This is a genomic window from uncultured Dietzia sp., assembly GCF_937873725.1.
Classification (GTDB): domain Bacteria; phylum Actinomycetota; class Actinomycetes; order Mycobacteriales; family Mycobacteriaceae; genus Dietzia.
Genome location: NZ_CALMYY010000101.1, coordinates 13,408 through 36,851, shown reverse-complemented (window position 1 = coordinate 36,851; position 23,444 = coordinate 13,408). Strand labels below are relative to the sequence as shown.

The window sequence follows — 23,444 nt, the reverse complement described above, 5'->3', positions numbered from 1 at the left end:
GGAGGTCCGCGGTGCTGGTCACCGCCGGTACACCCGGAATACTAGGTCCATGGACATCCGTCCGGAAGGTGCGCGGATACTGCACCGGCGTGCTCGACCTACCGCATCTGAGCTCGGAGCCCCGCACTCCGACGGGAGTGCGGGGCGAGCGGAGCGCGCGAGGGTCTACTCAGGCGTCGATCAGATCGATCACAAAGACGAGCGTCTTGCCGCCGAGCGGGTGCAGTGCCGCGGAGGTGCCGTAGGCCTTGTCCGGCGGGATCACCAGCTGGCGGCGACCGCCGACCTTCATGCCGGGGATCCCCTCCTGCCAGCCCTGGATGAGGCCGTTGAGCGGGAAGGTGATGGACTCGCCGCGATCCCACGACGAGTCGAACTGCTCGCCGGTCTCGAAGTCCACACCGACGTAGTGCACGGTGACCTTGCCGCCGGCCACGGCCTCGGCGCCCTCACCCACCGTGAGGTCCTCGCTGACGAGGCCCGTGGGGGCGGGGCCGGTCGGCATGTCGATCTCGGGCTTGTCCATGTGGCTCCTCCTGGAGTCGGATTCCCGGGCTCAGCGCTGGCTGATCGGGGTGAAGGTCCGCTCGGCCGGGCCGGTGTAGACCTGACGCGGGCGGTTGATCTTGGTGGACGGATCCTCGCGCATCTCACGCCAGTGGGCGATCCAGCCGGGCATCCGCCCGAGCGCGAACAGGACGGTGAACATCTCCGTGGGGAAGCCCATCGCCCGGTAGATCAGACCGGTGTAGAAGTCCACGTTCGGGTAGAGCTTGCGCTCGACAAAGTAGTCGTCGGCGAGCGCCGTCTCCTCCAGCTTCATCGCGATCTCCAGCAGCGGGTCGTTGCTGTGCGACAGCAGCGAGTGCGCGTGCTTCTTGGCGATCTGGGCGCGCGGGTCGTAGCTCTTGTAGACGCGGTGCCCGAAGCCCATCAGCTTGACGCCGTCGACCTTGTTCTTGACGCGGTCCATGTAGTCGGTGGCGTCGCCACCCTCGGCCTGGATCCGCTCGAGCATCTCCAGGACCGCCTGGTTGGCGCCGCCGTGCAGCGGGCCGTACAGGGCGTTGATGCCGCCGGTGATGGACGCGTACAGCGGGGCCTCGGACGAGCCGACCATGCGCACCGTGGAGGTGGAGCAGTTCTGCTCGTGGTCGGCGTGGAGCACCAGGAGCATGTCGAGGGCCTTGGAGACCTCGTCGGTGATCTCGTAGTCCGGGCCGAACATCATGCGGAGGAAGTTGCCCACATATCCGAGCGACGGATCCGGGTCGATGGCCTCCTGGCCACTGCGGATGCGCTCGATGGCGGCGGCGAGCGTCGGGCCGCGGCCGAGCAGACGGGCGGTGGCCAGGTCGACGGCCTTGGGATCATCGATGTCCAGGTCGTCGCCGTGCGTACCGAACAGGCTCACGCCGGCGGAGAGGACCGGCATGGGGTGGGTGTCGCGGGGGAACGCCTGCAGCAGGGGCATCATCTGGCCGGGCAGCGTGGTCTGGCCGAGGACCTTCTCGGTGAACTCCGCGAGCTGCGCTTCGCTGGGGTCCTCACCGTAGATCAGCAGATACGAGACCTCGAGGAAGGAGGCGTTGTCCGCGAGCTGGTCGATCGGGTATCCACGGTGCCGGAGGATCCCCTCGCCACCGTCGATGTAGGTGATCGACGAGGTGCAGGCCGACGTGTTGACGAACCCCACGTCGAGGGTGGTCATCCCCGTCTTGGCAAGCAGCGGGCCGAGCTGCACCGCGTCGCTTCCGATGGTGGCATCGACCACGTCTAGTTCGAGTTCACCGCCGGGGTAGGACAGTGTTGCCTTGCGGTCCGAACCGTTCGAGCCTGCGGTCACGCGATTCCCTCTCCGACGACTGGTCCCGGCGGTCGAATCCCGCCACGAATGTGCTGTGCCACACCCTACCGTGACGAGGGCTCCCGTTCCGAAGGGCGTTCCGCGCCGGTCCCCCCAGTCCGGTCCCGCTCAGGGTTGGAGCCGGCGGACGGTCCACCCGCCGTCCCCGCGCAGGCACTCGACCCGGTCGTGGAACCTGTCCCGGCCGCCCTGCCAGAACTCCACCCGCTCCGGGGTCAACAGATAGCCTCCCCACCGGTCGGGCATCGGGATCTCGTCGACGCCCGCCAACCGCTCCTCGGCGACGGCGAAGAGGGACTCCAGCTCCTCCACGGACTCCGCCGGCTGCGACTGCTCGGAGGCCCACGCCGCCACCTGCGACCCCCGGGGCCGGGTGCGCCAGTACGCGAGGCTGTCCGCCCGGTCCAGGGGATCGCACCGGCCCTCGATGTGGACCTGACGCTCGACGACCAACCACGGGAACGTGACGGACGCGTGTCCCGACGCCGCCAACTGCGCGCCCTTGCGCGAGCTCGTCGTGGTGAAGAAGGTCAGCCCCCGCGCGTCCGCGCCCTTGCACAGGACCGTCCTGGTCGACGGCCGGCCGTCGGCACCGGCGGTGCCGAGCACCATGGCGTTGGGTTCCCGCACGCCTCGGCGCCCCGCCTCGTCGAGCCACACGGTGAACAGCGGCAGCCAGTCGCCGTCGAGGTCGGCGACGTCCAACCTGCTGTGCAGGCCGTAGCCGACCCGCATCGTGTCGAAATCCGCCGGTTCGAGTGCTGGATCCTCCATGCCCCCAGACGCTACTCCGACCCGACGGCTCCCCCGACTACCATGGAGACGATTCCCATCCCACGACAAGGAACGGCCACCCCACGCATGAGCGATCAGCTGCCCACCATCCCCGCCGACCTCAAGCCCGCCGACGGGCGCTTCGGCTGCGGCCCGTCCAAGGTCCGTCCGGAGCAGATCGCGGCCGTGTCCGACGCCGCCACCGCCGTGATGGGCACGAGCCACCGGCAGGCGCCGGTCAAGAACGTCGTGGGTCGGGTGCGCGACGGCCTGTCCTCGCTGTTCTCCCTCCCCGACGGCTACGAGGTCGTGCTGGGCAACGGCGGCACCACCGCGTTCTGGGACGCCGCCGCGTTCGGGCTGGTCCGCGAGAAGTCGCTCCACCTGACCTACGGGGAGTTCTCGTCCAAGTTCGCCAAGGTCACCGGAGGCGCACCGTTCCTGGCCGACCCGATCGTCATCTCCGCGGATCCGGGCTCCGCCCCCGAGCCCACGTCCGACCCGTCGGTCGACCTCATCGGCTGGGCCCACAACGAGACCTCGACGGGCGTGATGGTCCCCGTCACCCGGCCGGCCGGGTCCGAGAACGCGCTCGTCGCGATCGACGCCACCTCCGGCGCCGGCGGCCTGCCCGTCGACATGAACGACGCCGACGTCTACTACTTCGCGCCGCAGAAGTGCTTCGCCTCGGACGGCGGCATCTGGGTGTCGATCATGAGCCCGGCCGCCCTCGAGCGCGTCGCCGAGATCGCGGCCACCGACCGCTGGTGCCCGGACTTCCTGTCGCTGCCCACCGCGGTCGACAACTCGGCCAAGAACCAGACGTACAACACCCCGGCCGTGGCCACGCTGCTGATGTTCGCGAACCAGATCGAGTGGATGAACACCCAGGGTGGACTGGACTGGTGTGTGGCGCGGACCAAGGACTCCTCCTCGCGTCTCTACGACTGGGCGGAGGCCAGCGACTACGCCACGCCGTTCGTGTCCGAGCCGGCCCACCGCTCGCAGGTCGTCGGCACCATCGACCTGGACGAGGGGATCGACGCCGCCAAGGTCGCCAAGACCCTCCGCGCCAACGGCATCCTCGACACCGAGCCGTACCGCAAGCTCGGCCGCAACCAGCTGCGCATCGGCATGTTCCCGGCCATCGACCCCGAGGACGTCACGCAGCTCACCCGCTGCATCGACCACGTGGTGGGCCGGCTCGGCTGACGCTCCCCCCCGTCCCGGCGCAGAATTTCCGCAGCCCACCCGGCCCGTCACCGTGCCGGGTGGGCTGCGCTGCCCTACCATGTGGGGAACGCCCAGGACCCGGGTGCGCGCCGGCTGGGCCGTCGACGGGGCCGTGAGAAGTCGAGGAGGCGGCATGCGCAAGCTGAGGATCGTCGGGGTCGACCCCGAGTCGTCGGTGGTCGAGTGCGAGGTCCCGGACTCGGGTGAGACGTTCTCCCTCCCCCTCGACGACCGGCTCCGCGCCGCGGCCCGGGGCGAGTCGCTCCCCCCCGGCGGCCGCGAGCGGGTTCCCGTGACCGGCACGCTGCGTCCCCGCGAGATCCAGGACCGCATCCGTCACGGAGCCTCCCCCGAGGACGTGGCCTCCGACGCCGGGGTCCCGCTGTCGCGGATCGAGGGATTCGCCGTTCCCGTTCTCCTCGAACGCGCCAACGCGGCCGACCTCGCGCGGTCCGCGCACCCGGTGCTCCCGGACGGCCCGGCACTCGACACGCTCGCCGAGCGCGTCCACTCCGCACTCGACCGCCGTGGCATCGACCCCGACCTGGTGGCCTGGGACGCCTGGCGGGACCGGGCCGGCGGCTGGGTGGTGCGGACCTCGTGGCCGGCGGGCCTGTCTGACGACGCCTCCGCCACGTGGTCCTTCCTGCCCGACTCCCACGGCGGATCCGCGCGTCCGCTGGACGACCAGGCCGAGGGCATCCTCGACCCCTCCCGGGCGACCGCCCTCCGCACGGTTGCGTCCCCTCCCCCGCTCCCCTCCGGTCCCCCTCCCATCCGGGCGGTCCCGAACTCGGCGGCGCCGACGCCGCAGGACCCTCGGCCCGTCCCCGTCGAACCGGCCCGGCGCCCCGAGCTCACCCCGCCCGCCGCGGTCACCCCCGTGGAGGACGACGAATTCCTGCAGCACCCACCCACCGAACCCGAGCGCCGCGGATCCCGCCGCCACCCGACCATGCCGTCCTGGGAGGACGTCCTGCTCGGAGTCCGCGGCAAGGACGACTGACGCCTCGTCATGGGCCACCACGTCGCCACATTCTGGTATCTCGACACCGACGACCCGGCTGCGCCGATCCGTTCCGGCCACCCGTCCGACCCCGGCTTCGCCCGGCGCCTCCTCTCCAGGCTCCACCCCACCGTCACCGTCGCCTCGTTGGGGGCGTTCCCCCTCAACCGCTCGGCCTCGACCGGGCCCGGTGAGATCTACGTGGGCTCGTTCCCCGGGCTGACGGTGGTCCAGACGCTGCTCGACGACCCGGTGTCGCCCTCGGCGACCTCCGACAGGTGGCTGAGGCTGGTGGAGGCCCCCACGGTGCTCCTGTTCTCCCACGAGCCCGATTCCGGCGTCAGCGGGTTCGCCCGCTGGGAATCCGGCCGGCTCGTCCGCTCGTTCGCGGGGGCCGACGACCGGATCATCGAGGACGAGGGGATGCCGCTCCCGTTCGAGCGGCCCTACTGGGCCGGCGAGTTCCCGCTGGACGGGGCCGACGACACCCCGCTCGCGCTGCCGTTCTCGCCGTCGTCGCTCCTCCACGCCGCGCACCGCGACTGGCTGGGCTTCGACCTGGACCCGGGCGGGCTCGATGTCCCGGTCCACGGGTTCGCCACCGACGGTCGCCGTGAGGTCCGCCCGCACACCCCGCCCGCGGGCCCGGCCGTGCACGTGGTGGGGTCACCCGGTCGGGCGGAACTCCATGCCGCCACCCGGCGCCACGCCGGCGCCGGGAAGCCGGTCCCGGACCGGTCCACCCCCTACGTCGACGACGACTACGAGCGGGCTCCCCTCGTACCCGCGGTGGCCCGGGCCTCCCCACCGGGGTCGGTGGCCGTCCGCAGGGTCGCCGGGGCCGCGCGGGACGCCGTGCGCCGGGCGCGCGCCGCCATGAGCCGCCGGCTGTCGAACCGGCGGTAGAGCCGACCTGCGCTGCCCCTTCGACCTGCGCTGCCCCTCTGTCTGTTCTCGCGCGGCTCGCGATGGGCGATTGGTCCATTCCCGCAGCACAGGCCCGAGTGCCGGGGCTGCCCGCTCAGCTCTCCCGCGACCTCTCGTAGAACGCCACCGCCGCGGCCGTGGCCACGTTGAGCGAATCCGTCCCCGCGGTCATCGGGATGGTGGCCCGGACATCGCAGGCCTGCATCGCGTGCTCGGTGAGCCCGGGCCCCTCGGCGCCCAGGACGAACGCCACTTTCTCGGCGTCGACGGCCCGCGACAGCGGAACGGCCCCCGAGGGCGTGAGCGCCACGGTCCGGAATCCCTGACCGCGCAGGTCGTCGAGCGAACGCTGCCAGGTGGTCGGCGTCCCGGGCAGGTGCGCGAACGGCAGACGGAGCACGTGGCCCATCGACACGCGGACGACACGACGGTAGAGCGGGTCCCCGGTCGAGGCGCCGAAGAGCACCCCGTCGACCCCGAGGGCCGCGCAGTTGCGGAAGATCGCCCCGAGGTTCTCCGGGTCGTTGACGCCCTCCAGCACCACCAGCGTGCGAGCCCCGGACACCACGTCGTGGACCGCGAGCGGGGCCGGCCGATCCGCGGCGGCGAGGATGTCGCGGCTGGACCGGAACCCGATCACCTCGCTGAGCACGTCCTTGGTGGTCCGCAGGTACACCGCGTCGCCGGCCCGCTCGTCGGCGTCCCAGTCCTCAACCGCCGCCTCGCGACGCAGCTGCTGCAGCCGCGCGTCGGTGCCCAGGAGGATGTGCGGGCGGAACCGCGACAGCAGCATCCGGCCCACCACGTACGTGCCCTCTGCGATCACCAGGCCGCGGCCGCCCGGCAGGTCGGGACGCCGATCGGAGTGGTTGAGGTCGCGCAGGTCGTCCAGTCGCGGGTCGGCGGGATCGGAGACGTCCAGGACGAGCACTTCCGGCGCCCCGGTCAGGCCAGCGCGTCGGTGATGGGCCCGATCGCGAAGTAGACCAGGAACGCCGCCGCGACCACCCACAACAACGGGTGCACGGACCGGGCCCTGCCGGTGGCGGAGGCCATCACGACCCATGCCACGAACCCGATGCCGATGCCGTTGGCGATCGAGTAGGTGAACGGCATGGTGACGATCGTGAGGAAGGCGGGAAGCGCGATCGAGAACTTGGTGAAGTCGATCTGGACGATCTGCGACATCATGAGCGCGCCGACCACCACGAGCGCGGGGGCCGCCGCCTCGACCGGGACGACCTCGTACAGCGGCGTGAAGAACATCGCGAGGAGGAACAGTCCGCCGGTGACGATGTTGGCCAGTCCGGTGCGGGCGCCCTCGGCGATACCGGTCGCCGACTCCAGGAAGACCGTGTTGGACGACGACGAGGTGAAGCCACCCGCGACGGCGCCGACGCCCTCGACCACGAGCGCGGTCTTCATGTTGGGCAGGTTCCCCTGCTCATCCATGAGCCCGGCCTCCTTGCCGAGGCCGGTGAACGTGCCCATGGCGTCGAAGAAGTTGGCGAGCAGCAGGGTGAAGACGAACAGCCCCGCCGCCAGTGGGCCGATCCGGACGAACGCTCCGAGGAGGTCCACCTGCCCGATGAGGGAGAGGTTGGGCAGGCCGCCGAGCGAGTCGGGGATGCCGGGGACTGCGAGGTTCCACCCGGTGGGCGAGGGACTGCCGTCGACGAACGAGGGCCCGGCGTTGGTGATCGCCTCGACGACCGCGGCGACCACGGTGGTGACGACGATTCCGATGAAGATCCCGCCGCGGATCTGGCGGGCCACGAGCACGCCGCAGAGCAGGAGCCCGAACGCGAACACGGCGGTGGGCCACGAGGCGATCGACCCCTCGATCCCCAGCCCCACGGGGACCGTGGTGCCCGCGGCGTCCGGGATCCGGCGGACGAAGCCCGAGTCGACGAAGCCGACCATGGCGATGAACAGCCCGATGCCCACCGCGATGGCGGCCTTGAGGTCCGCCGGGATGGCGTCGAAGACGGCCTTGCGGAAGCCGCTCACCGCCAGGATGACGATGATGAGGCCCTCGATCACGACGAGCCCCATCGCCTCCGCCCACGTCACCTGCTTGGCGATGGTCACCGCGACGAGCGAGTTGATCCCCAGGCCGGTCGCGAACGCGAAGGGGTAGCGGGCGATCGCGCCGAACGCCACCGTCATCACGCCGGCCGTGAAGGCGGTGACCGCGGCGATCTCGACGATCGACAGCCGGTTGCCGTCGACGTCCACGCCCGAGCCGAGGATCAGCGGGTTGAGGACGATGATGTAGGCCATCGCGAAGAAGCTGACGAGACCGCCGCGGACCTCGCGGGACACCGTCGAGCCGCGCTCGCTGATCTTGAAGTACCGGTCGATCGCCCCGATCCGGGCTGAGGGCGGCGACGGGGCCCCGGTGCTCTGCGACATCTGGCGACCTTCCTGGCAATGGGTGAGGAACCGTCATAGAGTAACCGCCCGGTCTCCTGCGGTACCGTCACGGTCATGACGGACCCGTCGACCGACCAGCAGGCGCCCCGGATTCCGGGTTATCTGCTGGACCCGCGACCGGTCGTCATCATCGGGACGCTCGCGTGGACCATCGCGCTGCTGGCACAGATGCTCATGGACGAGGTCGACATGCGGACCGTCATCCTCTGCGGGGTCGGCGTCGGTGTGGGCGCGCTCGGCACGCTCGTCTACGCCCTGCAGCGCCGGGCTGTTCTCAGGGGCAGCGCGGGGGCCCAGCAGGGCCTCGACTTCGACCGCTCCTGACCGCCGTCAGTCGGTGGCGGCCGAGTCCGTACCTGCGGAGCCGGGATCGTCGTTCTCCGCCCCGCTCCGTGCCCGCGCCGACGCCGCCAACTGCTGCGGGAGCACCACCACGTCCACGGCGTCGTCGTCGTACGCCACCGGGGCGGGGATCGCGGGATCGACGCTGACCTGCACATCGCTGTGGGCACCGCAGCCGTACTGGAGGTGGACCACCTGCCCGTCGGCGGAGTACTCGTTGGCACACACCCCGAACATCGACCCCAGCGAGCCGGCGACGGGCACCAGGAACCCGCACGAGCCGCAGTGGAACTTGGCCCCGCGCGCGATCTCACTGTCCGGCCCGCGTTCGGCCGCCCAGCGGGCGGCGGCGGCCGAGCGCCCCTCCAGGCTCAGGTGCTGCGGCCGACCGAGGCCGACGGGACCCGCGAGGTCGTCCAGTTCCTCGTCCCCGCTGAGCATCTGCCCGGGGACCAGGCGATCGTCGTCCTCCGCCGGCGGCAGGAGGTCCCCCGCCCCGAGGTCTCCCCGGCGGATGCGCTTCTCCCACGGCACCCACTCCGGGGCGACGACGGCGTCCGCGCCGGGAAGCAGCGAGATCTCGTCGACGGTCAGGTCGCCACCGGGGACCAGCGCCAGCACGCAGGCCCAGTACCATCCCCGGTATCCGGCGAGGTCGGAGGCGAACCTGTGGGTCGTGGTGAAGGGCGCGTCGACGACACACCCTAGATGCTCGCCCACCCCGTCGGTGGCGAACTCCTCGACGGCCGCCCGGGCCACGTCCGCGCCGGAGGCGAGCCGCTCGCGCAGCGTGTCGTCAAAGTCCGACGCCTGCCCGCCGCCCACGGAGCCCGACTCCTGGTCCGTGCCTACCTCGGTGTTCACCCGTCCCATTATGCGCGTCGTCGAGTCGGGGTCACGGCCCGGCCCGTCGTGCGGCATCCTGGGGGCATGCGCAACGCTCTTCGTCACGCCGGTTCCGTAGCGGTCTCCCTCTGCCTCGTCGGCGCGGTCGCCGCGTGTTCGGGGGGCGATTCCGACGACACCGCGGGCACCACGTCGACGGGCCCCTCGCTGGCGTCGTCCAGCATGCCCGCCGGGTCCGGCTCCGCCGGCTCCTCCGGTGCGCCGGGCGGCGCGGCCGGCACGGTGCAGGTGGGCCCGGCCGATCCGCAGCCCACCCGGGGTTCGGTGGAGGTCATCAGGACGTTGGCGCACGACCCGGCGCTGTTCACCCAGGGCCTGCAGGTCGTGGGTGACGAGATCTACGAGTCGACGGGCCTGTACGGCCGCTCCCTGGTGCAGCGGCGCCCGCTGGGGGGCGGCGCACCCACGGTCTCCGTGCCGATGGCCGCCGACGAGTTCGGAGAAGGCCTCGCCGTCACCCCGGACACCCTGTGGACCCTGACCTGGAACAATGGTGTCGCCCACAATCGGGACCCCCGGACCCTCGAGATCCGCTCCGCGGTTCCCTACCAGGGCGAGGGCTGGGGCCTGTGCTTCGACGGGACGGGGCTCGTCATGAGCAACGGTTCGGACGAGCTGACCTTTCGCGACCCGGTCACCTTCGAACCCACCGGGACCCTCTCCGTGACGGCCGGCGGCACCCCGGTCTCCCGGCTCAACGAGCTCGAATGCGCCGACGGATCGATCCTGGCCAACGTCTGGATGACCGACGAGATCCTCCGGATCGACCCCGCCACCGGCGCGGTCACCGCCATCTACGACGCCTCCTCCCTCGAACAGCCGAGACCCGCCAGCGCGGACGGGGTCCTCAACGGGATCGCCGCGCTGCCCGGCTCCGGGAATCTCCTGCTCACCGGGAAGATGTGGACCTCCCTGTACGAGGTGCGCCTCATTGGGTGAGCCAGACGCGGGTGCGCCCGGACCGGCCCGACGGGCCGCGACCACGGTCGGGCGGGGCGTCCGGCGGGTCTTCCACGCCGACGGGGCGGACCGTTCCGGGCTCTCACAGCTCAGTTACGTCACCGTCGCGAATTTCGCGTGCGACGCGATCCTCGCCGTCGCCCTGGCCAACACGCTGTTCTTCGCCGCCGCCACCGCCGAGTCGCGGAGCAATGTCGTGCTCTACCTGCTCGTCACCGTCGCTCCGTTCGCACTGATCGCCCCGGTGATCGGCCCGGCCCTGGACCGCCTGCGTGGCGGACGTCGACTGACGGTCTCGCTGACCTTCACCCTCCGCGCGGTGCTCGCCGTGATCCTCGCGCTCAACTTCGACTCCTGGCTGCTGTACCCGCTCGCCCTGGGCATGCTCGTGTTATCCAAGACCTTCGGCGTGGTCAAGGCGTCCATCACGCCGCACGTCCTGCCGCCGGCGCTCGACCTGGTCCGCACCAACTCACGGCTCACCGTGCTCGGACACGTCTGTGGCTCGCTGATCGCCGGCGCCGTGGCCGGCGCCGTGTCGTGGGTGTGGGACTCCGCCGCCGCCCTGTGGTTGCTCGCCGCCGTCGCGCTCGTGGCCGCGTACGTCGCCATGACCATCCCCGCCCGGGCCGAGGCGTCCCCCGACGAGGAGTCCGCGACCCTGCGCATGGACCGCCACGGTTCGCTGACCGGCGGCCTCAGGACGGTCCTCACCCGCCCGCTCGGTCGCCACGTGCTCGCCGACCTGTGGGCCGTGTCGATGATCCGGTTCATGACCGGGTTCCTCACCCTGTTCCTGGCGTTCGTCGCCAAGGCCCAGGAGCACGCGTCGGCTGCCGAACAGGCGGGGATCCTCGCGATCGCGGGTGTGGCCGGCGGAATCGGCACCTTCGCGGGGAACGCGGCGGGGGCGCGCCTGCCGCTGGGGCGACCGGGCCGGATCACGGCCACCGCGGCGGGCGCCGCGCTGTCGGCGGCCGTCGTCGGCGCGTTCCTCGGCACCGTCTGGGCCGCGGCCGCCCTCGCGCTCATCGCCGCGGTGTCCAGCGCGCTCGGCAAGGTCGCGCTCGACGCCTCGATCCAGACCGACATCCCGGACGCGGCGCGCTCGTCCGCGTTCGGCAGGTCCGAGACTGCCCTCCAGCTCGCGTGGGTCACCGGCGGCGCACTCGGGGTCCTGCTCCCGCCGGACTTCACCGTCGGCTTCTCCGTGATCGCGGCGGTCGGCGCGCTGCTGTTCACCCAGTCGCTTCTCACCGCCCGCGGGTCGACGCTCGTTCCGGGCCTCGGGGGCAACCGGCCGAGGTTCCCGGGGGCACCGCGCGACCCCCGTGCATTCGGAGCCCGGCTGCTCGGCAGAATGGAGGAGTGAAGTCTCGCAGCGCAGCCCCCCGGCCCGGCCCCCGCATCCGCCCCGTCTCGTGGGCGATCCTCGCCTGGATGATCGTCATGTTCGCCGCGATCGCGGGGGCGTGGCAGGGCTCGGCGTCCCGGTACGGGGCGATACCCGAGATCACGGTCGCCACCGATCGCGGCCACACCTCGGTGCTCCCCTTCACCGCCACGGATCTCGACGGGAACAGCTACTCCAACCCCGTGGGTGAGTTCACCATCCACGGTGAACACACCCTCACGGTCCGGCTGCCGGTGGAGCTCCAGCGGGCGACTCTCGACGTCTACGAGATCCGCGCCGGCGGCGAGCGCACGTACACCATCGAGCCGGGCGGCCCCGGCCAGCTCCTCATCCCCGTGACGACCCCTGACGAGGGCCGCATCGACGGTGTGGTGATCCGCGCGGTCACGTTCACCTACGCGGCCGACGGGTCGGAGACGATCGTCAACGGCGAGTGGTCGATCGGCTTCTCGTACGAGGGGTGACGCCGGAGGTCACGCGTCCAGCTCGCGGGCGACCGCGCGGAGCACCGTCGCCACACGGGATGCCACCTTGTGGTCCGGCCGGTGACCTCGCCGCAACTCGGGTTGAACGGTCGTCTCGAGCACCTTGATCATGTCCTCGACCATCCCGTGCAGCTCGTCCGCCGAGCGCCGGGGTCCGCCACGCGGTGCACGGTCCTCGGCGACGGCCGGCTCGTCGTGGACCACCACGCGTAGCGCCTGGGGGCCGCGGCGGCCGGAGACCATGTCGAAGTCCACGCGCTGCCTGGCCCGGAGCGACTCCACCCCTGCCGGGAGCGCGTCGGCCCGGACGTAGACGTCCTCGCCGTCCTCCTGGGACAGGAAGCCGAAGCCCCTCTCCGGGTCGTACCACTTCACCCTGCCGCTGGGCACCGCGATCCACCTCTCCACCGAGTCTCCACCAGCGGTCTCCACGCGCGCGCCCACAGGCGCGCGAGCAACGACCTCCACGAATCCCCGAGCGTACCCGCGCCTCGGCGTTCGTCACCGCCGCTCCGGGGCCGGTACCCTCCCCGTGTGACCCCTGACGATCGACGGCCCGCGGACGACCCCGACCCCTGGGCGCCCGACTCCAGCGGGCCCGCCCGGGTCCGCCCGCGACGCCGCGGCCTGTTCGTCGCGGCGCTGATCGTCTTCTCGGTGGGCGTGGTGTTCACGATCCTCGCCGCCCTGACCCCGCTCGTCATCGGCCGCGACGCGCCCACCCTGCTCTACGTGGGCGCGATGATCTTCACCCCGGTCGGCTTCCTCCTGGGCCTGCTGTACGCGATCCTCGGGTCGCGTCCGCCCCGGGTGTGACCGAACCCACCTTCCCGGGATCCGCCGGAGAACCCCCAGGTAACGAGTAGATAACAACGCCTGGCCACCTCCCGCGCGCCCCGGATTTATCTCGGAATGGTGACGATCCCGCATCAGGCCGCTACTGTTCAGTGCATACTCGTCAGCGAGTTGGCGTCGGCCGCACCTCCGAACTCCGCCCTGCGGACGATGCCTCATCAACCGTTACCGGGCGGGGACGGGGGACCCGACAGGGCCCACCACGGGCCGGCGACCATCGGTCGCCTTGGGGTTAAGCCGCCGGAAGGCGGCCGGGCGCACTCGTCCGAACCCGACAGCTCACCTCGTAGGCACAGAGTGAAAAGGACTGACGCGCACATGACCTCTTACACCGGACGCCACCGCACCGCCACCGTGACCTCCGCCCCGAAGACGGCCGTCAAGGTCGTCCTCGCGGGCACCGCCTTCTCGGCCGCCGGGCTCGCCCTGGCGCCGGCCGCCAACGCCGCGCCGGACTCCGACTGGGACCGTCTGGCGCAGTGCGAGGCCGGCGGCAACTGGGGCATCAACACCGGCAACGGCTACCAGGGCGGGCTGCAGTTCTCGCCGAGCACCTGGGCGGCCTACGGCGGCACGAAGTACGCGCCGACCGCCAACCAGGCCACCCGCGAGCAGCAGATCGCGATCGCCGAGAAGACCCTCGCCGGCCAGGGCTGGGGCGCATGGCCCGCCTGCTCGGCCAAGCTGGGCCTGAACTCCGCCCCGACGCCGCGTGACGTGGCCCAGCCGGCCCCGGCCGCCCCCGCCGCCCCAGCCGCGCCCGCCGCCCCCGCTGCGGTCTCCGCCGCAGACCACGTCGCGACGCTCAGCGCGTTCGCCGAGGGCCGCGGCCTGGAGCTGCCGATCACGCCCGGCTACCACGCCAACAAGGCCGCGATCGACGCCGCCTACGCGGGCAACCAGGCGGCCGTGGACAGCTTCTTCGCCACGTACCTGGGCAACTGATACCGGTCGACCCGACCAACACCGGAACGGGCCGCCACTCCCCACAGGGAGTAGCGGCCCGTTCCGGTATGTCAGGCGTCCGCTGTCAGCGTGATCGGACGGTCTTGTTCACCACCGTCACCGGGTGGATGTAGTGCAGGCGCTCCTGCGGCAGCGGGAAGATCTCCTGTCCGAACGGGGACAGTCCTCCCGCGACCAGCGCAGCTAGTTCGGTCACCGGGTGCTCGCCGAACGAGGCGTCGGGCCATCCCGGGTTGTCGTAGGTCAGTTTCTTGGCAGCCACGTGGGTAGTCTCTCACCTCGCGCCCGATCCGTCAGCAACTGGGTCCGATACCACCCACACGAATTCTCCCCGGGCGACTTCTCACTAGGCTTGGACGGATATGCCCACCTCGAGCTCCACGCCACGTAACGCCGCCAGGGGTGAACCCGACTTCCCCGCCTGGCTGGCCGCCCTGTCCGACGACGCCCTGGTCCGCTTGTGCGAGCTCCGCCCGGACGTGGCGAACCCTCCCCCCGCCTCTCTGGACGTCCTCGCCTCGCGACTCCGGCTGCCCGCATCCACGGCACGCGCGATCGGCACGCTCACCTGGCCGGACCTGCTGATCCTGGCCACGGCCGCGGCGCTCGGCGCCGATTCCGGTCCCGTCCCGCTCGCCGCGGTGGCGGCGCGGGTGGGGGTCGACGACGACGAGGACGCCTTCCGCACGGCCGTCCGCGGCCTCCGTGACCTCGCGCTGATCTGGGGCGAGGAGACGCACGCCCGGATCGTTCCCGTCACGGGTGCCGCGATCGACGCGGCGCCCGTCACCGCACCCCATCCCGGTGAACCCACCGGCGCCGCGCTCGAGGCCGCGTGGTCCGGGTTGTCCGCCGGCGCGGTGGGGGTCCTCGAGGCCATCGCCCGGGGTCGGACGCCGGTCGGCTCCCTCGGTGCCGGCGCCTCCGGCACCGTCCGCGCGGCGGCGGCGGAGCTGGCGGCGGCGGGACTCGCCGAGGTCACCGGGGACGACGGCGAGGTGGTGGTCCCCCGGGCCCACGCGGTGGACCGGGCCCGGCACGGCGTCCGCCCGGTCGGCTCCTCCCTCCTCCACACCCCCGCCTGGTCGGCGCCCGCCGCGGCCTCCAGGGCTGCCTCGGCGGGACTCGACGCCTCCGGCGGCGTGGCCGCGCTGGACCTGCTCCATCGGTGCGACGCGCTGCTCTCGGCGCTGTCCGTCGCCCCGGCCGCCACCCTCAAGGCCGGGGGCGTGGGTGTCCGGGAGCTCCGCCGCGTGGCCCGGGCCGCCGCCCTCGAGGAGCACGAGCCCCCGCTGCTCCTCGAGGTGCTCGCGGCGGCCGGGTTGATCGCCGTGGGGGACACCGAGGTCGGCGACACGGGCTTCGACTCGGTGTGGGCGCCCACGGAGGCCGCCGACGTGTGGTCGGCCCGGGAGCCGGCGCGCCGGTGGGCCGAGCTCGTCCTGGCCTGGTGGTCGATGCCCCGCGCGGCGTGGCGGGTCGGCTCCCAGATCGAGGGCGGGGGCCCCGTCCCCGCCCTGGGCGACCCGGTCGGCCCGCCGGCCCCGACCGAACGCAGCCGGGTCCTGCGGGCCCTGTCCGAGCTGGGCCCGGCCTCCGATCCCGGCGACGCCCTGCTGCCGGAGGTCGTGCGCTGGTTCTCGCCGGTGTGGTTCTCGCGGGCGGGGGCCCGGCCGTGCACGGAGACCGTCGACGAGGCGAGGCGGCTGGGCCTCGTCGTCGGGACCACCGCCACCACCGCGGCCAGGCTCCTCGCCGCAGGCTCCCCCACCACCGACGATCTCGAGCCCGTCCTCACCGCGGCGCTGCCCGATCCGGTCTCCGAGGTGATCGTCCAGGCCGACCTCACCATCCTCGCCCCCGGCCCGCTCGTGCCGGACCTCGCCGCGGACTTCGCGCAACTCGCCGACGTCGAGTCGGCCGGGGCCGCCACGACCTACCGGGTCACCGAGAACTCCCTGCGCCGGGCGCTCGACTCGGGCCGGACGGCCGCCGGGATCCGGGAGTTGCTGGCCAGGACGTCCATCACCCCGGTGCCACAGTCGCTGGACTACCTCATCGAGGACGTGGCCCGCCGGCACGGTCGGCTGCGGGTGGGGTCCGCGTTGTCGTTCCTCCGCTGCGACGACCCCACCCTGATCGCGCACGTCCTCGGATCCCCTGTCGCCGAGGCCTGCTCGCTCCGCTCGGTCGCCCCGACGGTCCTGGTCTCCCAGGCCCGCCCGCTGGACCTCGTCGAGACCCTGCGCGAGCACGGCTTCGCGCCCGTCGTCGAGGACACCACGGGCGCGGTCGTCGCGCTGTCCCGTCCCGTCGCCCGCGTCACCGCCACCGCACCCCGGAGGGCACCCCGCGTCCCGACGCGGGTCGCCACCCCCGCCGAGCTCCGCGCCGCGATCACCGCGATGCGTGCGGCGGACCGCGTCCGTTCCGCCCGCGGCGGGACCGGTGCCGGATACACCGGCGAGGCCGCCATAGCCCGGCTGCACGAGGCCGCGAGCACCGGTACCGCGGTGACCGTCTCCGTGGTCGACGCTCAGGGCCGGTCGACGTCGCGGATCGTCGTGCCGGCGTCGGTCGCCGGGGGGCGGATCGAGGGCATCGAGCCGGACTCCGCCGAGACCGTGACGCTGCCGCTGCACCGCGTGATCTCGGTCGCGGACCTCGACCCGACGCGCTGACCCGACCCGCTGACCCGACCCGCTGACCCGACCCGCCGCCCGATTTTCCGGGACACTGGAGGGTCGGGTCCGCGCGGGCCCGAGAGAACCGAGGAGAACCGACGTGAGTGGTGGACCGCTGATCGTCCAGTCGGACAAGACCGTGCTTCTGGAGACCGACCACGACCGGGCGAACGACGCCCGGCAGGCCCTGGCACCGTTCGCCGAACTCGAGCGCGCCCCCGAGCACGTGCACACGTACCGGATCACCCCGCTCGCGCTGTGGAACGCCCGTGCCGCCGGACACGACGCCGAGCAGGTCGTCGACGTGCTCGTCACCTACTCGCGCTTTCCGGTGCCTCAGCCGCTGCTGGTGGACATCGCCGAGACCATGGCCCGCTACGGCCGGCTCCAACTGGTCAAGAGCCCGGTTCACGGCCTGGTCCTGATCTCCCTCGACGCCGCCGTGCTCGCCGAGGTCAAGCGCCACAAGAAGATCGCCCCCATGCTCGGGGCCGAGGTCGACGCGGACACCGTCGTCGTCCACCCCTCCGAGCGCGGCCGCATCAAGCAGGAACTGCTCAAGGTGGGCTGGCCTGCCGAGGACCTGGCGGGATACGTCGACGGCGAGGCCCACGACATCGACCTGTCCACCGAGACCGAGCCCTGGGAGCTTCGGGACTATCAGCAGATGGCCGCGGACTCGTTCTGGGCCGGCGGGTCCGGCGTGGTCGTGCTGCCGTGCGGCGCGGGCAAGACGATGGTCGGCGCGGCCGCGATGGCAAAGGCCAAGGCCACCACCCTGATCCTCGTGACCAACACCGTCGCGGGTCGGCAGTGGAAGCGCGAACTCCTGGCCCGGACCACGCTCACCGAGGACGAGATCGGCGAGTACTCGGGCGAGCGCAAGGAGATCCGACCGGTCACCATCGCCACCTATCAGGTGGTCACGCGCAAGACCAAGGGTGTGCACCGCGCGTTGGAGCTGTTCGACTCCCGCGACTGGGGCCTGATGATCTACGACGAGGTGCACCTGCTCCCGGCACCGGTCTTCCGGATGACCGCCGATCTGCAGTCCCGACGCCGACTCGGCCTCACGGCGACCCTCGTCCGCGAGGACGGCCGGGAGGGCGACGTGTTCTCCCTCATCGGCCCCAAGCGCTACGACGCCCCATGGAAGGACATCGAGGCGCAGGGCTGGATCGCACCCGCCGACTGCGTGGAGGTCCGGGTGACGCTCACCGAGAACGAGCGGATGATCTACGCCACCGCGGAGGCCGAGGACAAGTACAAGCTGTGCTCGACCGCCCGGACCAAGATCCCGGTGGTCAAGAGCATCCTCGCCAGGCACGCCGGCGCGCCGACCCTGGTGATCGGCGCGTACCTCGACCAGCTCGCGGAGCTCGGGGTCGAGCTCGACGCGCCCGTGATCCAGGGTTCCACCACGAACCGCGAGCGGGAGAAGCTCTTCGACGCCTTCCGCGCCGGCGAAATCACCACGCTCGTCGTGTCGAAGGTCGCCAACTTCTCGATCGATCTGCCCGAGGCGAGCGTCGCCGTGCAGGTGTCCGGGACCTTCGGGTCCCGGCAGGAGGAGGCGCAACGGCTCGGCCGCCTGCTGCGGCCGAAGCACGACGGCGGCCAGGCGCACTTCTACTCCGTGGTCTCCCGCGACACCCTCGACGCCGAGTACGCCGCCCACCGTCAGCGGTTCCTCGCCGAGCAGGGGTACGCGTATCGGATCGTCGACGCCGACGACCTGCTCGGCCCGGAGATCCCCGAGGTCGGGTGAACCGGGAAACCTGGGATACTCGACCCATGGCCGCCGATCGCACCCCCCGCGCCCCGCACGAGCAGTACCGCCTCGCCGAGTTCCCCGTGGACGACGCCTGGGTCCGCAAGAACAACGAGAGCCTCGCCGAGGTCAGGCGGCTGCAGTGGTCGGCCGGGATCCTGGGGGGCATCGTCCTCGCCGCCGGGATCGCCGTCCTCGTCTACTCCGGTCCGGCCGCGTGGGGCTGGTTCATCGCCGCGATGGCCGGCGCCTTCGCCCTCGGCTGCCTGGCGATGATCTGGTACATCCCGCGCAAGATGGGGTCGATGGCGCAGACCTACGCGACGTCCGAGTTGATACCGGCGGTCATCGCCGACGTGCGGCCTCGCGGTGTGACCCTGCTCGCCCTGGCCGACCGCGCCGTGGACCGGTCCGCCGGTAAGCTCCCCGTCCTGGTCGCCCGCAGTTGCGAGAAGATCCCCGGGCACGAGACCCGAGTCGGCGAGCGCGTCCCCTGCGTCGCGGTGGTGGGCAACCGCAGCGCGCGGGGCAGGGACAACCTGTACCAGTTCATCTCTCCCATGCCCGTCGCCTGGGCCACCCCCGACACCACCGTCCTGCGCCGGCTGGTCAAGGAGATTCCCGCCGGAGAATGGGAGACCCTCCGGCAGAATCTCGACCGGGTCGACGAGGTCAGCGCCCTGCCCACGAGCCTGCTCCCCCTCGACTGACCCAGGCCCGCACCCCCGCAGCGGCCCACTCACGCCGCCGCGGGACGGACGGGAGGCAGGTCCCGGCCGTCCAGGTCCCAGCCGTTGAGGTCCGCGGCGGCGAGGTCGTCGAGTGCCCAGGCGTCGAGGAGCTCCGCCGACGGGTCCGGTTCCCCGCCGGGATCGGCGCCGGACGGGTCCGGGCCCGGCTCCCCGACCCCGGCCTCGTCGTCCGCCGCCATCGGGTCGCCGAAGAACTCCCCGGCGAGCCCGATCCGGGAGGCCGGACCGGAGGGATACGTCCGCGCCGTGCTTCCGTCTGGTCCCACCCAGGTGAACACCGAGTACTGGTCCACCGTCACCGTCCACTCGTCGTGGGTCTTCAGCCGGTGATGGCTCCGGCACATCGCGCCGAGGTTGACCTCGATGGTCCACCCGCCCGAGATCGGGTCGCGGTGCAGGAACGGTCGGACGTGATCCACGTCGCAGTCCTCGGCGGGGACACTGCACCCCGGGAACCGGCAGCAGCCGTCACGCATCCTGACCTTGGCCTTGAGCCAGTCCGGGATCCGGTACCGGAGCGCGTAGGCGGGGAGGTCATCCGCGATGGCGTCCCACTGCGTGCCGCCCGGCTTGGTGTGCGGAGTGGTTATCCACGACAACCAGTCGCCGGGCCGCACCTGCTGAACCGGCCCCCCGGGCGGGAACAGCCTCCCTGCTGCCGCGAGGACCCCGGCCACCGCCTCCGACGACACGAGTCCGAGCCTCGACATCCACACCGGGACGATCGGGGACGGCCGGTCCACCGCCTCCTGGGTGGTGTGCAGCATCACCGCCACCCCGCCGGCGCCCGTGCGCCCTCCGGCCGCCTCGGCCGCCTCGGACCCGAGTGCAGCGTCGACGATGCCACCCAGCTCGTCCGACTCGCCTGCCGCCGGTAGCCCCGCCCGCCCGGCGACCGCCACCAGCAGCGCCACCGCACGACAGCGCCCCAACGACAGGCGGGCCCCGTCGTCGTCGCACGGACGCGCCCCGTGGATCCGTCGCGCCAGCCTGTCCACCCGGGCGTGGACGAGCGCCGCGGCCGGCCCCGGCAGCACAGCCAGCAGACGGGCCACCCCACCCGGAAGCCCCTCGATGTCGACCCCGATGCCCGCCCTGGCCGCTCTCGCCGCGGTGCGGACGGCGTCGGGGTCCATGAGCATGACGATCTCGTCGACCGCCGCGGTCACGGCCTTGGCCGACATCCGCGCGCCGGTGGCGAGCTCGGAGATGATCATCTGGTCGATCCCCGCGTCGACCCCGGCGCACAGCCGCGGGTCGACCTCGAAGGTGCGGGACACGATCTGCTGGACCAGCGAGCCCGGCACCTTCCCGTCCAGGAACGACCTCGCCAACAACGGCAGGTGCTCGAAGAGCTGGATGGCCGCCTTCACCCTGTACCGGGTCGCGGCCACGGTCACCGGAGCCGCCACGCACCAGAGGGCGCAGGCCGCCTCCGCCGCCTCGACCCTCTCGTAGTCGGCGGTCCGCGCCAGCACCGCGTCGGACAACCTGGCCGACTCCCGCCTGTAGAGGGTGAACAACGCCAACCATTCCGCCGCCTCGGCCCGGTAGCGCTCCCGCACCACCCGGCGCAGGTCCCCCGGCTCCCCGCCCCCGAACTCGCAGGCGGGAGACTGCTCCGGGTACCCCACCCGGAATCCCGCCCGCACATTCGGGGCCGACACCCCGCCCTGGTCAGCCATACGATCCTCCTCCATCCGAACCCCTCCACCCGGGCCCCTCCACCCGAGCCCCCTGCACGAACCTGTGTTCGATTGACTCACCGTACCGCGCGGGTACGACACGACCCGCCCTCAAAGCGCGGCACGCATCGTGGGAGGCGACGCGGGGCCCACCGGCGCGGACCCGGCCACCACGCTCACGCCGGCGGCCACGGTGTGCTCACGGGCGGTTGCCGACGCGGTGAGCACGGGGCCCCTACTACCCTTGGGTCTCTGCCCGTTCCATCGCCCGCCGCCCGGAAGGATGCGCCACCGTGCCGTTCCCCCTGAATGTCCCCGAGTCCGCGCTCCGCAGGCGGCGGAGCCAGAAATGGGTGGCCTACCCCGAGGACGTCTTGCCCCTGTTCGTGGCCGAGACCGACGTCCTGCTCGCGCCCGCGATCCGGGACCGACTGGCGGCCGCGGTGGCCGACGGAGACACCGGGTACTTCGCGGAGATCGAGCGACTCTCCGGGGTGTGCGCGCGGTACTACTCCAGGTTCGGCCACGAGGTGCCCGAGGACTCGGTGGTCCCCGTCAACGACGTGGGGGTCGGCGTCCGCGAGTCCCTCGCCCGGATCCTCCCGGCCGGGAGCGGCGTGGTGTACACACCGCCGGTGTACATGCCGTTCGCGCCGTGGATCAGGCGGGTGGGGATGGCGCCGGTCGCGGTGCCGTTGATCGACCACGACGGCGAGGCCCCGCGTCTGGACCTGGTGGGCATCGAGCGCGCGTTGGCGGACGGGGCCCGGGCCGTGCTCCTCAGCCACCCCCACAACCCCACGGGCGTGCTGCACCGCCCAGACGAGCTGGCCACCCTCGCCGATCTGGCGTCGACGCACGACGCCGTGGTGGTCTCCGACGAGATCTGGGCGCCCCTGACCATGCCCGGGGTGGGGTTCCGGTCGTTCCTGGCCGCCTCCGACTCCGCTCGCGAGGTGGGGCTGGCCATCTCGTCGGCGTCCAAGGCCTTCAACCTCGCGGGCCTCAAGTGCGCGTTCGTCGTCAACGGCAACCCGGAGCGATTCCACGTCCGGCGCTCTGCCCTGTCCGGCGCGGTGGGGCACTTCGGGGCGCTGGCCGCCGAGGCCGCGCTGACGGAGTCGTTGGACTGGCTGGACGAGCTCCGGACCGCCCTGTCGGCCAACCTCGACCTCATGGACACGCTCCTGGCCGAGCACCTGCCTCGCGCGCGGTGGCGTCGTCCCGACGCCGGGTTCGTCGCGTGGATCGACCTGCGCGGCTACCCGGGCCTCGGTGACGACCCCGCGGCGTTCTTCCTCGACGAGGGCCGCGTGGCGCTGAGCAACGGCCCGGCGTTCGGGACGGAGGGCAGGGGCTTCGCCCGCGTGAACTTCGCATGCTCGGAGGAGCTTCTCACAGAGGCGATCGCGCGGATGGGCAGGGTCGCGTCCTCACGATCGTGACCCGCGAGGACCCGTCAATGTGTGGGATACATCACATCGGTGACTTAGGTTAGCCTTTCCTGAGTAGTTGTTACTAAGGTAAGCCTTGCCTCCCGCCCGAGGGGGGTCGACTCCGCCGGGCGCAACGGGCGCCCGGGATGATTCCTCGAAGGAATTCACCACATGTCTCTCACTGCTTCCCGGTCGGCCGCCGTCGCGCTGACCTCCGCCGCCCTCATCTGCCTGCCCGCTCTCGCCATCCCGGCCGCCGCCGGCGCCGACGCGCCCGCCTGCAACCCCGCCGTCACCACGTACTCGGTCGCCGGCGGCTCCATCGAGTGGGGCTTCAAGCAGAGCTTCCGGAGCTACTTCCAGACGGGCGCGCAGGGGACCTGGACCCTCTCCGACGGCGTCACCTTCAAGGGTGCCGAGCGCGGGGCCGACGGCCGGTTCGCGTGGCCGATCTCCGAAGGCGCGGTGACCGGGAAGAACGCCGCCACCGCCTCCGGCGACGGCAGCGTCCACTTCGGCGGCCACGGGGGCGCCCTGGATACGACCCTGTCCAACCCGACGGTCGAGATCACCGGGACGACGGGCGTGCTCAAGCTCGACTACGAGGGCAACGAGCTCAACATGACCCCCGGTGCACCCTCCGTGCCCGTCAGCGGCACCCAGGTTGTCGCCGCCACCTTCACCCTGCCGAATGACTCGAACTTCCGGACCGGCGGCCGTGTGACCGTCACGTCCACTCCGTCGACCATCGGGAACGACTTCGTCCCCGCGTTCGGCAGTTACCCCGCCGGTTCGCAGCTCGATCCGGTCACCGTGGTGCTGGACATCACGCCGCCGTGCAACGGCGCGGACGAGAACGACGACGACAACGGCAGCATCTTCGGTTCGCTCGGCAACCTCTTCAACTTCGGCTCCTGAGCCTCTCCCCTACAGCAACCCCGGAGG

Annotated in this window: 23 protein-coding genes and 1 riboswitch; of the genes, 14 read left to right on the top strand and 9 right to left on the bottom strand. The window is 72.1% G+C overall.

What is annotated here, in order from left to right; translation table 11 throughout:
* Window positions 1–169: 169 nt before the first annotated feature.
* From Q0444_RS10560 to pdxH, 3 genes are all read right to left on the bottom strand, one after another.
* Complete coding sequence (locus Q0444_RS10560; protein ID WP_291082425.1) at window positions 170–526, bottom strand: FKBP-type peptidyl-prolyl cis-trans isomerase; 357 nt, start codon at window positions 524–526, stop codon at window positions 170–172.
* Between the two features lie 30 nt (window positions 527–556).
* Entirely contained in the window at window positions 557–1,846 is a 1,290-nt protein-coding gene (locus Q0444_RS10555; RefSeq protein ID WP_291082428.1) for a citrate synthase, read from the bottom strand.
* Between the two features lie 129 nt (window positions 1,847–1,975).
* On the bottom strand, window positions 1,976–2,641 hold the full coding sequence (pdxH, locus tag Q0444_RS10550) for a pyridoxamine 5'-phosphate oxidase (RefSeq protein WP_291082431.1): 666 nt from the start codon (window positions 2,639–2,641) through the stop codon (window positions 1,976–1,978).
* Between the two features lie 87 nt (window positions 2,642–2,728).
* Between pdxH and serC the strand changes: the two genes are divergently transcribed.
* The 3 genes from serC to Q0444_RS10535 all read left to right on the top strand — a co-directional run bounded on the left by serC (window position 2,729) and on the right by Q0444_RS10535 (window position 5,786).
* Window positions 2,729–3,853 (top strand): phosphoserine transaminase, encoded by a 1,125-nt coding sequence (gene serC, locus Q0444_RS10545; protein WP_291082434.1) that lies wholly within the window; start codon window positions 2,729–2,731, stop codon window positions 3,851–3,853.
* A gap of 154 nt (window positions 3,854–4,007) precedes the next feature.
* Window positions 4,008–4,880, top strand: a complete 873-nt coding sequence (sepH, locus tag Q0444_RS10540) for a septation protein SepH (RefSeq protein ID WP_291082437.1) — start codon at window positions 4,008–4,010, stop codon at window positions 4,878–4,880.
* Window positions 4,881–4,889: 9 nt separating this feature from the next.
* On the top strand, window positions 4,890–5,786 hold the full coding sequence (locus Q0444_RS10535) for a DUF6928 family protein (RefSeq protein WP_291082439.1): 897 nt from the start codon (window positions 4,890–4,892) through the stop codon (window positions 5,784–5,786).
* Between the two features lie 115 nt (window positions 5,787–5,901).
* On the opposite strand, the gene Q0444_RS10530 is transcribed toward Q0444_RS10535, so the two are convergent.
* A complete protein-coding gene (locus tag Q0444_RS10530) occupies window positions 5,902–6,738 on the bottom strand; it encodes an RNA methyltransferase (RefSeq protein WP_299023204.1) in 837 nt (278 codons plus the stop codon).
* A gap of 14 nt (window positions 6,739–6,752) precedes the next feature.
* Window positions 6,753–8,222 carry an NCS2 family permease gene (locus Q0444_RS10525; protein WP_299023203.1) on the bottom strand — a complete coding sequence of 490 codons (1,470 nt, stop codon included), beginning with the start codon at window positions 8,220–8,222 and terminating at the stop codon, window positions 6,753–6,755.
* A gap of 75 nt (window positions 8,223–8,297) precedes the next feature.
* Here Q0444_RS10525 and Q0444_RS10520 point away from each other — a divergent pair, with 75 nt between their 5' ends.
* Entirely contained in the window at window positions 8,298–8,567 is a 270-nt protein-coding gene (locus Q0444_RS10520) for a DUF2530 domain-containing protein (protein WP_291082282.1), read from the top strand.
* 6 nt (window positions 8,568–8,573) lie between these two features.
* Here Q0444_RS10520 and Q0444_RS10515 read toward each other — a convergent pair whose 3' ends face one another.
* On the bottom strand, window positions 8,574–9,458 hold the full coding sequence (locus Q0444_RS10515; protein WP_291082318.1) for a DUF3027 domain-containing protein: 885 nt from the start codon (window positions 9,456–9,458) through the stop codon (window positions 8,574–8,576).
* A 57-nt stretch (window positions 9,459–9,515) separates the two neighbouring features.
* Here Q0444_RS10515 and Q0444_RS10510 point away from each other — a divergent pair, with 57 nt between their 5' ends.
* From Q0444_RS10510 to Q0444_RS10500, 3 genes are read left to right on the top strand one after another with little or no spacing between them, the layout of a single operon-like run.
* Window positions 9,516–10,430, top strand: a complete 915-nt coding sequence (locus Q0444_RS10510) for a glutaminyl-peptide cyclotransferase (protein WP_299023202.1) — start codon at window positions 9,516–9,518, stop codon at window positions 10,428–10,430.
* Entirely contained in the window at window positions 10,423–11,823 is a 1,401-nt protein-coding gene (locus Q0444_RS10505) for an MFS transporter (RefSeq protein WP_299023201.1), read from the top strand. The genes Q0444_RS10510 and Q0444_RS10505 overlap by 8 nt, the downstream gene beginning before the upstream one ends.
* Complete coding sequence (locus tag Q0444_RS10500) at window positions 11,820–12,329, top strand: DUF2771 family protein (RefSeq protein ID WP_291082287.1); 510 nt, start codon at window positions 11,820–11,822, stop codon at window positions 12,327–12,329. The genes Q0444_RS10505 and Q0444_RS10500 overlap by 4 nt, the downstream gene beginning before the upstream one ends.
* A 9-nt stretch (window positions 12,330–12,338) precedes the next feature.
* On the opposite strand, the gene Q0444_RS10495 is transcribed toward Q0444_RS10500, so the two are convergent.
* Window positions 12,339–12,740 carry a cold-shock protein gene (locus Q0444_RS10495; protein ID WP_291082289.1) on the bottom strand — a complete coding sequence of 134 codons (402 nt, stop codon included), beginning with the start codon at window positions 12,738–12,740 and terminating at the stop codon, window positions 12,339–12,341.
* A gap of 144 nt (window positions 12,741–12,884) precedes the next feature.
* Here Q0444_RS10495 and Q0444_RS10490 point away from each other — a divergent pair, with 144 nt between their 5' ends.
* Both Q0444_RS10490 and Q0444_RS10485 read left to right on the top strand, forming a co-directional pair.
* Window positions 12,885–13,166, top strand: coding sequence for a hypothetical protein (locus tag Q0444_RS10490; RefSeq protein WP_299023200.1), 282 nt, complete (start codon window positions 12,885–12,887; stop codon window positions 13,164–13,166).
* Window positions 13,167–13,355: 189 nt separating this feature from the next.
* A riboswitch (cyclic di-AMP (ydaO/yuaA leader) is annotated at window positions 13,356–13,512 on the top strand.
* Between the two features lie 11 nt (window positions 13,513–13,523).
* A complete protein-coding gene (locus tag Q0444_RS10485; protein ID WP_299023199.1) occupies window positions 13,524–14,150 on the top strand; it encodes a transglycosylase family protein in 627 nt (208 codons plus the stop codon).
* A gap of 85 nt (window positions 14,151–14,235) precedes the next feature.
* Here Q0444_RS10485 and Q0444_RS10480 read toward each other — a convergent pair whose 3' ends face one another.
* Entirely contained in the window at window positions 14,236–14,433 is a 198-nt protein-coding gene (locus Q0444_RS10480; protein ID WP_291082292.1) for a hypothetical protein, read from the bottom strand.
* A 100-nt stretch (window positions 14,434–14,533) separates the two neighbouring features.
* On the opposite strand from Q0444_RS10480, the gene Q0444_RS10475 reads away from it, so the two are divergent.
* From Q0444_RS10475 to Q0444_RS10465, 3 genes are all read left to right on the top strand, one after another.
* Complete coding sequence (locus Q0444_RS10475; protein WP_299023198.1) at window positions 14,534–16,852, top strand: helicase-associated domain-containing protein; 2,319 nt, start codon at window positions 14,534–14,536, stop codon at window positions 16,850–16,852.
* Between the two features lie 103 nt (window positions 16,853–16,955).
* Window positions 16,956–18,623 (top strand): DNA repair helicase XPB, encoded by a 1,668-nt coding sequence (locus Q0444_RS10470; RefSeq protein WP_291082298.1) that lies wholly within the window; start codon window positions 16,956–16,958, stop codon window positions 18,621–18,623.
* 26 nt (window positions 18,624–18,649) lie between these two features.
* Window positions 18,650–19,336 carry a DUF3239 domain-containing protein gene (locus tag Q0444_RS10465; protein ID WP_291082301.1) on the top strand — a complete coding sequence of 229 codons (687 nt, stop codon included), beginning with the start codon at window positions 18,650–18,652 and terminating at the stop codon, window positions 19,334–19,336.
* Between the two features lie 29 nt (window positions 19,337–19,365).
* Here the strand turns inward: Q0444_RS10465 and Q0444_RS10460 are convergent, their stop codons facing one another.
* Window positions 19,366–21,063 carry an HNH endonuclease signature motif containing protein gene (locus Q0444_RS10460; protein WP_291082303.1) on the bottom strand — a complete coding sequence of 566 codons (1,698 nt, stop codon included), beginning with the start codon at window positions 21,061–21,063 and terminating at the stop codon, window positions 19,366–19,368.
* A gap of 293 nt (window positions 21,064–21,356) precedes the next feature.
* Here Q0444_RS10460 and Q0444_RS10455 point away from each other — a divergent pair, with 293 nt between their 5' ends.
* The gene (locus tag Q0444_RS10455; RefSeq protein WP_291082306.1) at window positions 21,357–22,508 is read left to right on the top strand and encodes a MalY/PatB family protein; all 1,152 of its coding nucleotides are present in this window, start codon (window positions 21,357–21,359) and stop codon (window positions 22,506–22,508) included.
* Window positions 22,509–22,670: 162 nt separating this feature from the next.
* On the top strand, window positions 22,671–23,417 hold the full coding sequence (locus Q0444_RS10450; RefSeq protein WP_291082309.1) for an HtaA domain-containing protein: 747 nt from the start codon (window positions 22,671–22,673) through the stop codon (window positions 23,415–23,417).
* Window positions 23,418–23,444 lie beyond the last annotated feature (27 nt).

Coding starts and splice junctions, on each gene's coding strand:
- Q0444_RS10475 (WP_299023198.1), top strand. CDS start 14,534: ATGCCCACCTCGAGCTCCACGCCACGTAACGCCGCCAGGGGTGAACCC.
- Q0444_RS10510 (WP_299023202.1), top strand. CDS start 9,516: ATGCGCAACGCTCTTCGTCACGCCGGTTCCGTAGCGGTCTCCCTCTGC.
- serC (WP_291082434.1), top strand. CDS start 2,729: ATGAGCGATCAGCTGCCCACCATCCCCGCCGACCTCAAGCCCGCCGAC.
- Q0444_RS10515 (WP_291082318.1), bottom strand. CDS start 9,458: ATGGGACGGGTGAACACCGAGGTAGGCACGGACCAGGAGTCGGGCTCC.
- pdxH (WP_291082431.1), bottom strand. CDS start 2,641: ATGGAGGATCCAGCACTCGAACCGGCGGATTTCGACACGATGCGGGTC.
- Q0444_RS10465 (WP_291082301.1), top strand. CDS start 18,650: ATGGCCGCCGATCGCACCCCCCGCGCCCCGCACGAGCAGTACCGCCTC.
- Q0444_RS10450 (WP_291082309.1), top strand. CDS start 22,671: ATGTCTCTCACTGCTTCCCGGTCGGCCGCCGTCGCGCTGACCTCCGCC.
- Q0444_RS10535 (WP_291082439.1), top strand. CDS start 4,890: ATGGGCCACCACGTCGCCACATTCTGGTATCTCGACACCGACGACCCG.
- Q0444_RS10520 (WP_291082282.1), top strand. CDS start 8,298: ATGACGGACCCGTCGACCGACCAGCAGGCGCCCCGGATTCCGGGTTAT.
- Q0444_RS10525 (WP_299023203.1), bottom strand. CDS start 8,222: ATGTCGCAGAGCACCGGGGCCCCGTCGCCGCCCTCAGCCCGGATCGGG.
- sepH (WP_291082437.1), top strand. CDS start 4,008: ATGCGCAAGCTGAGGATCGTCGGGGTCGACCCCGAGTCGTCGGTGGTC.
- Q0444_RS10485 (WP_299023199.1), top strand. CDS start 13,524: ATGACCTCTTACACCGGACGCCACCGCACCGCCACCGTGACCTCCGCC.
- Q0444_RS10560 (WP_291082425.1), bottom strand. CDS start 526: ATGGACAAGCCCGAGATCGACATGCCGACCGGCCCCGCCCCCACGGGC.
- Q0444_RS10460 (WP_291082303.1), bottom strand. CDS start 21,063: ATGGCTGACCAGGGCGGGGTGTCGGCCCCGAATGTGCGGGCGGGATTC.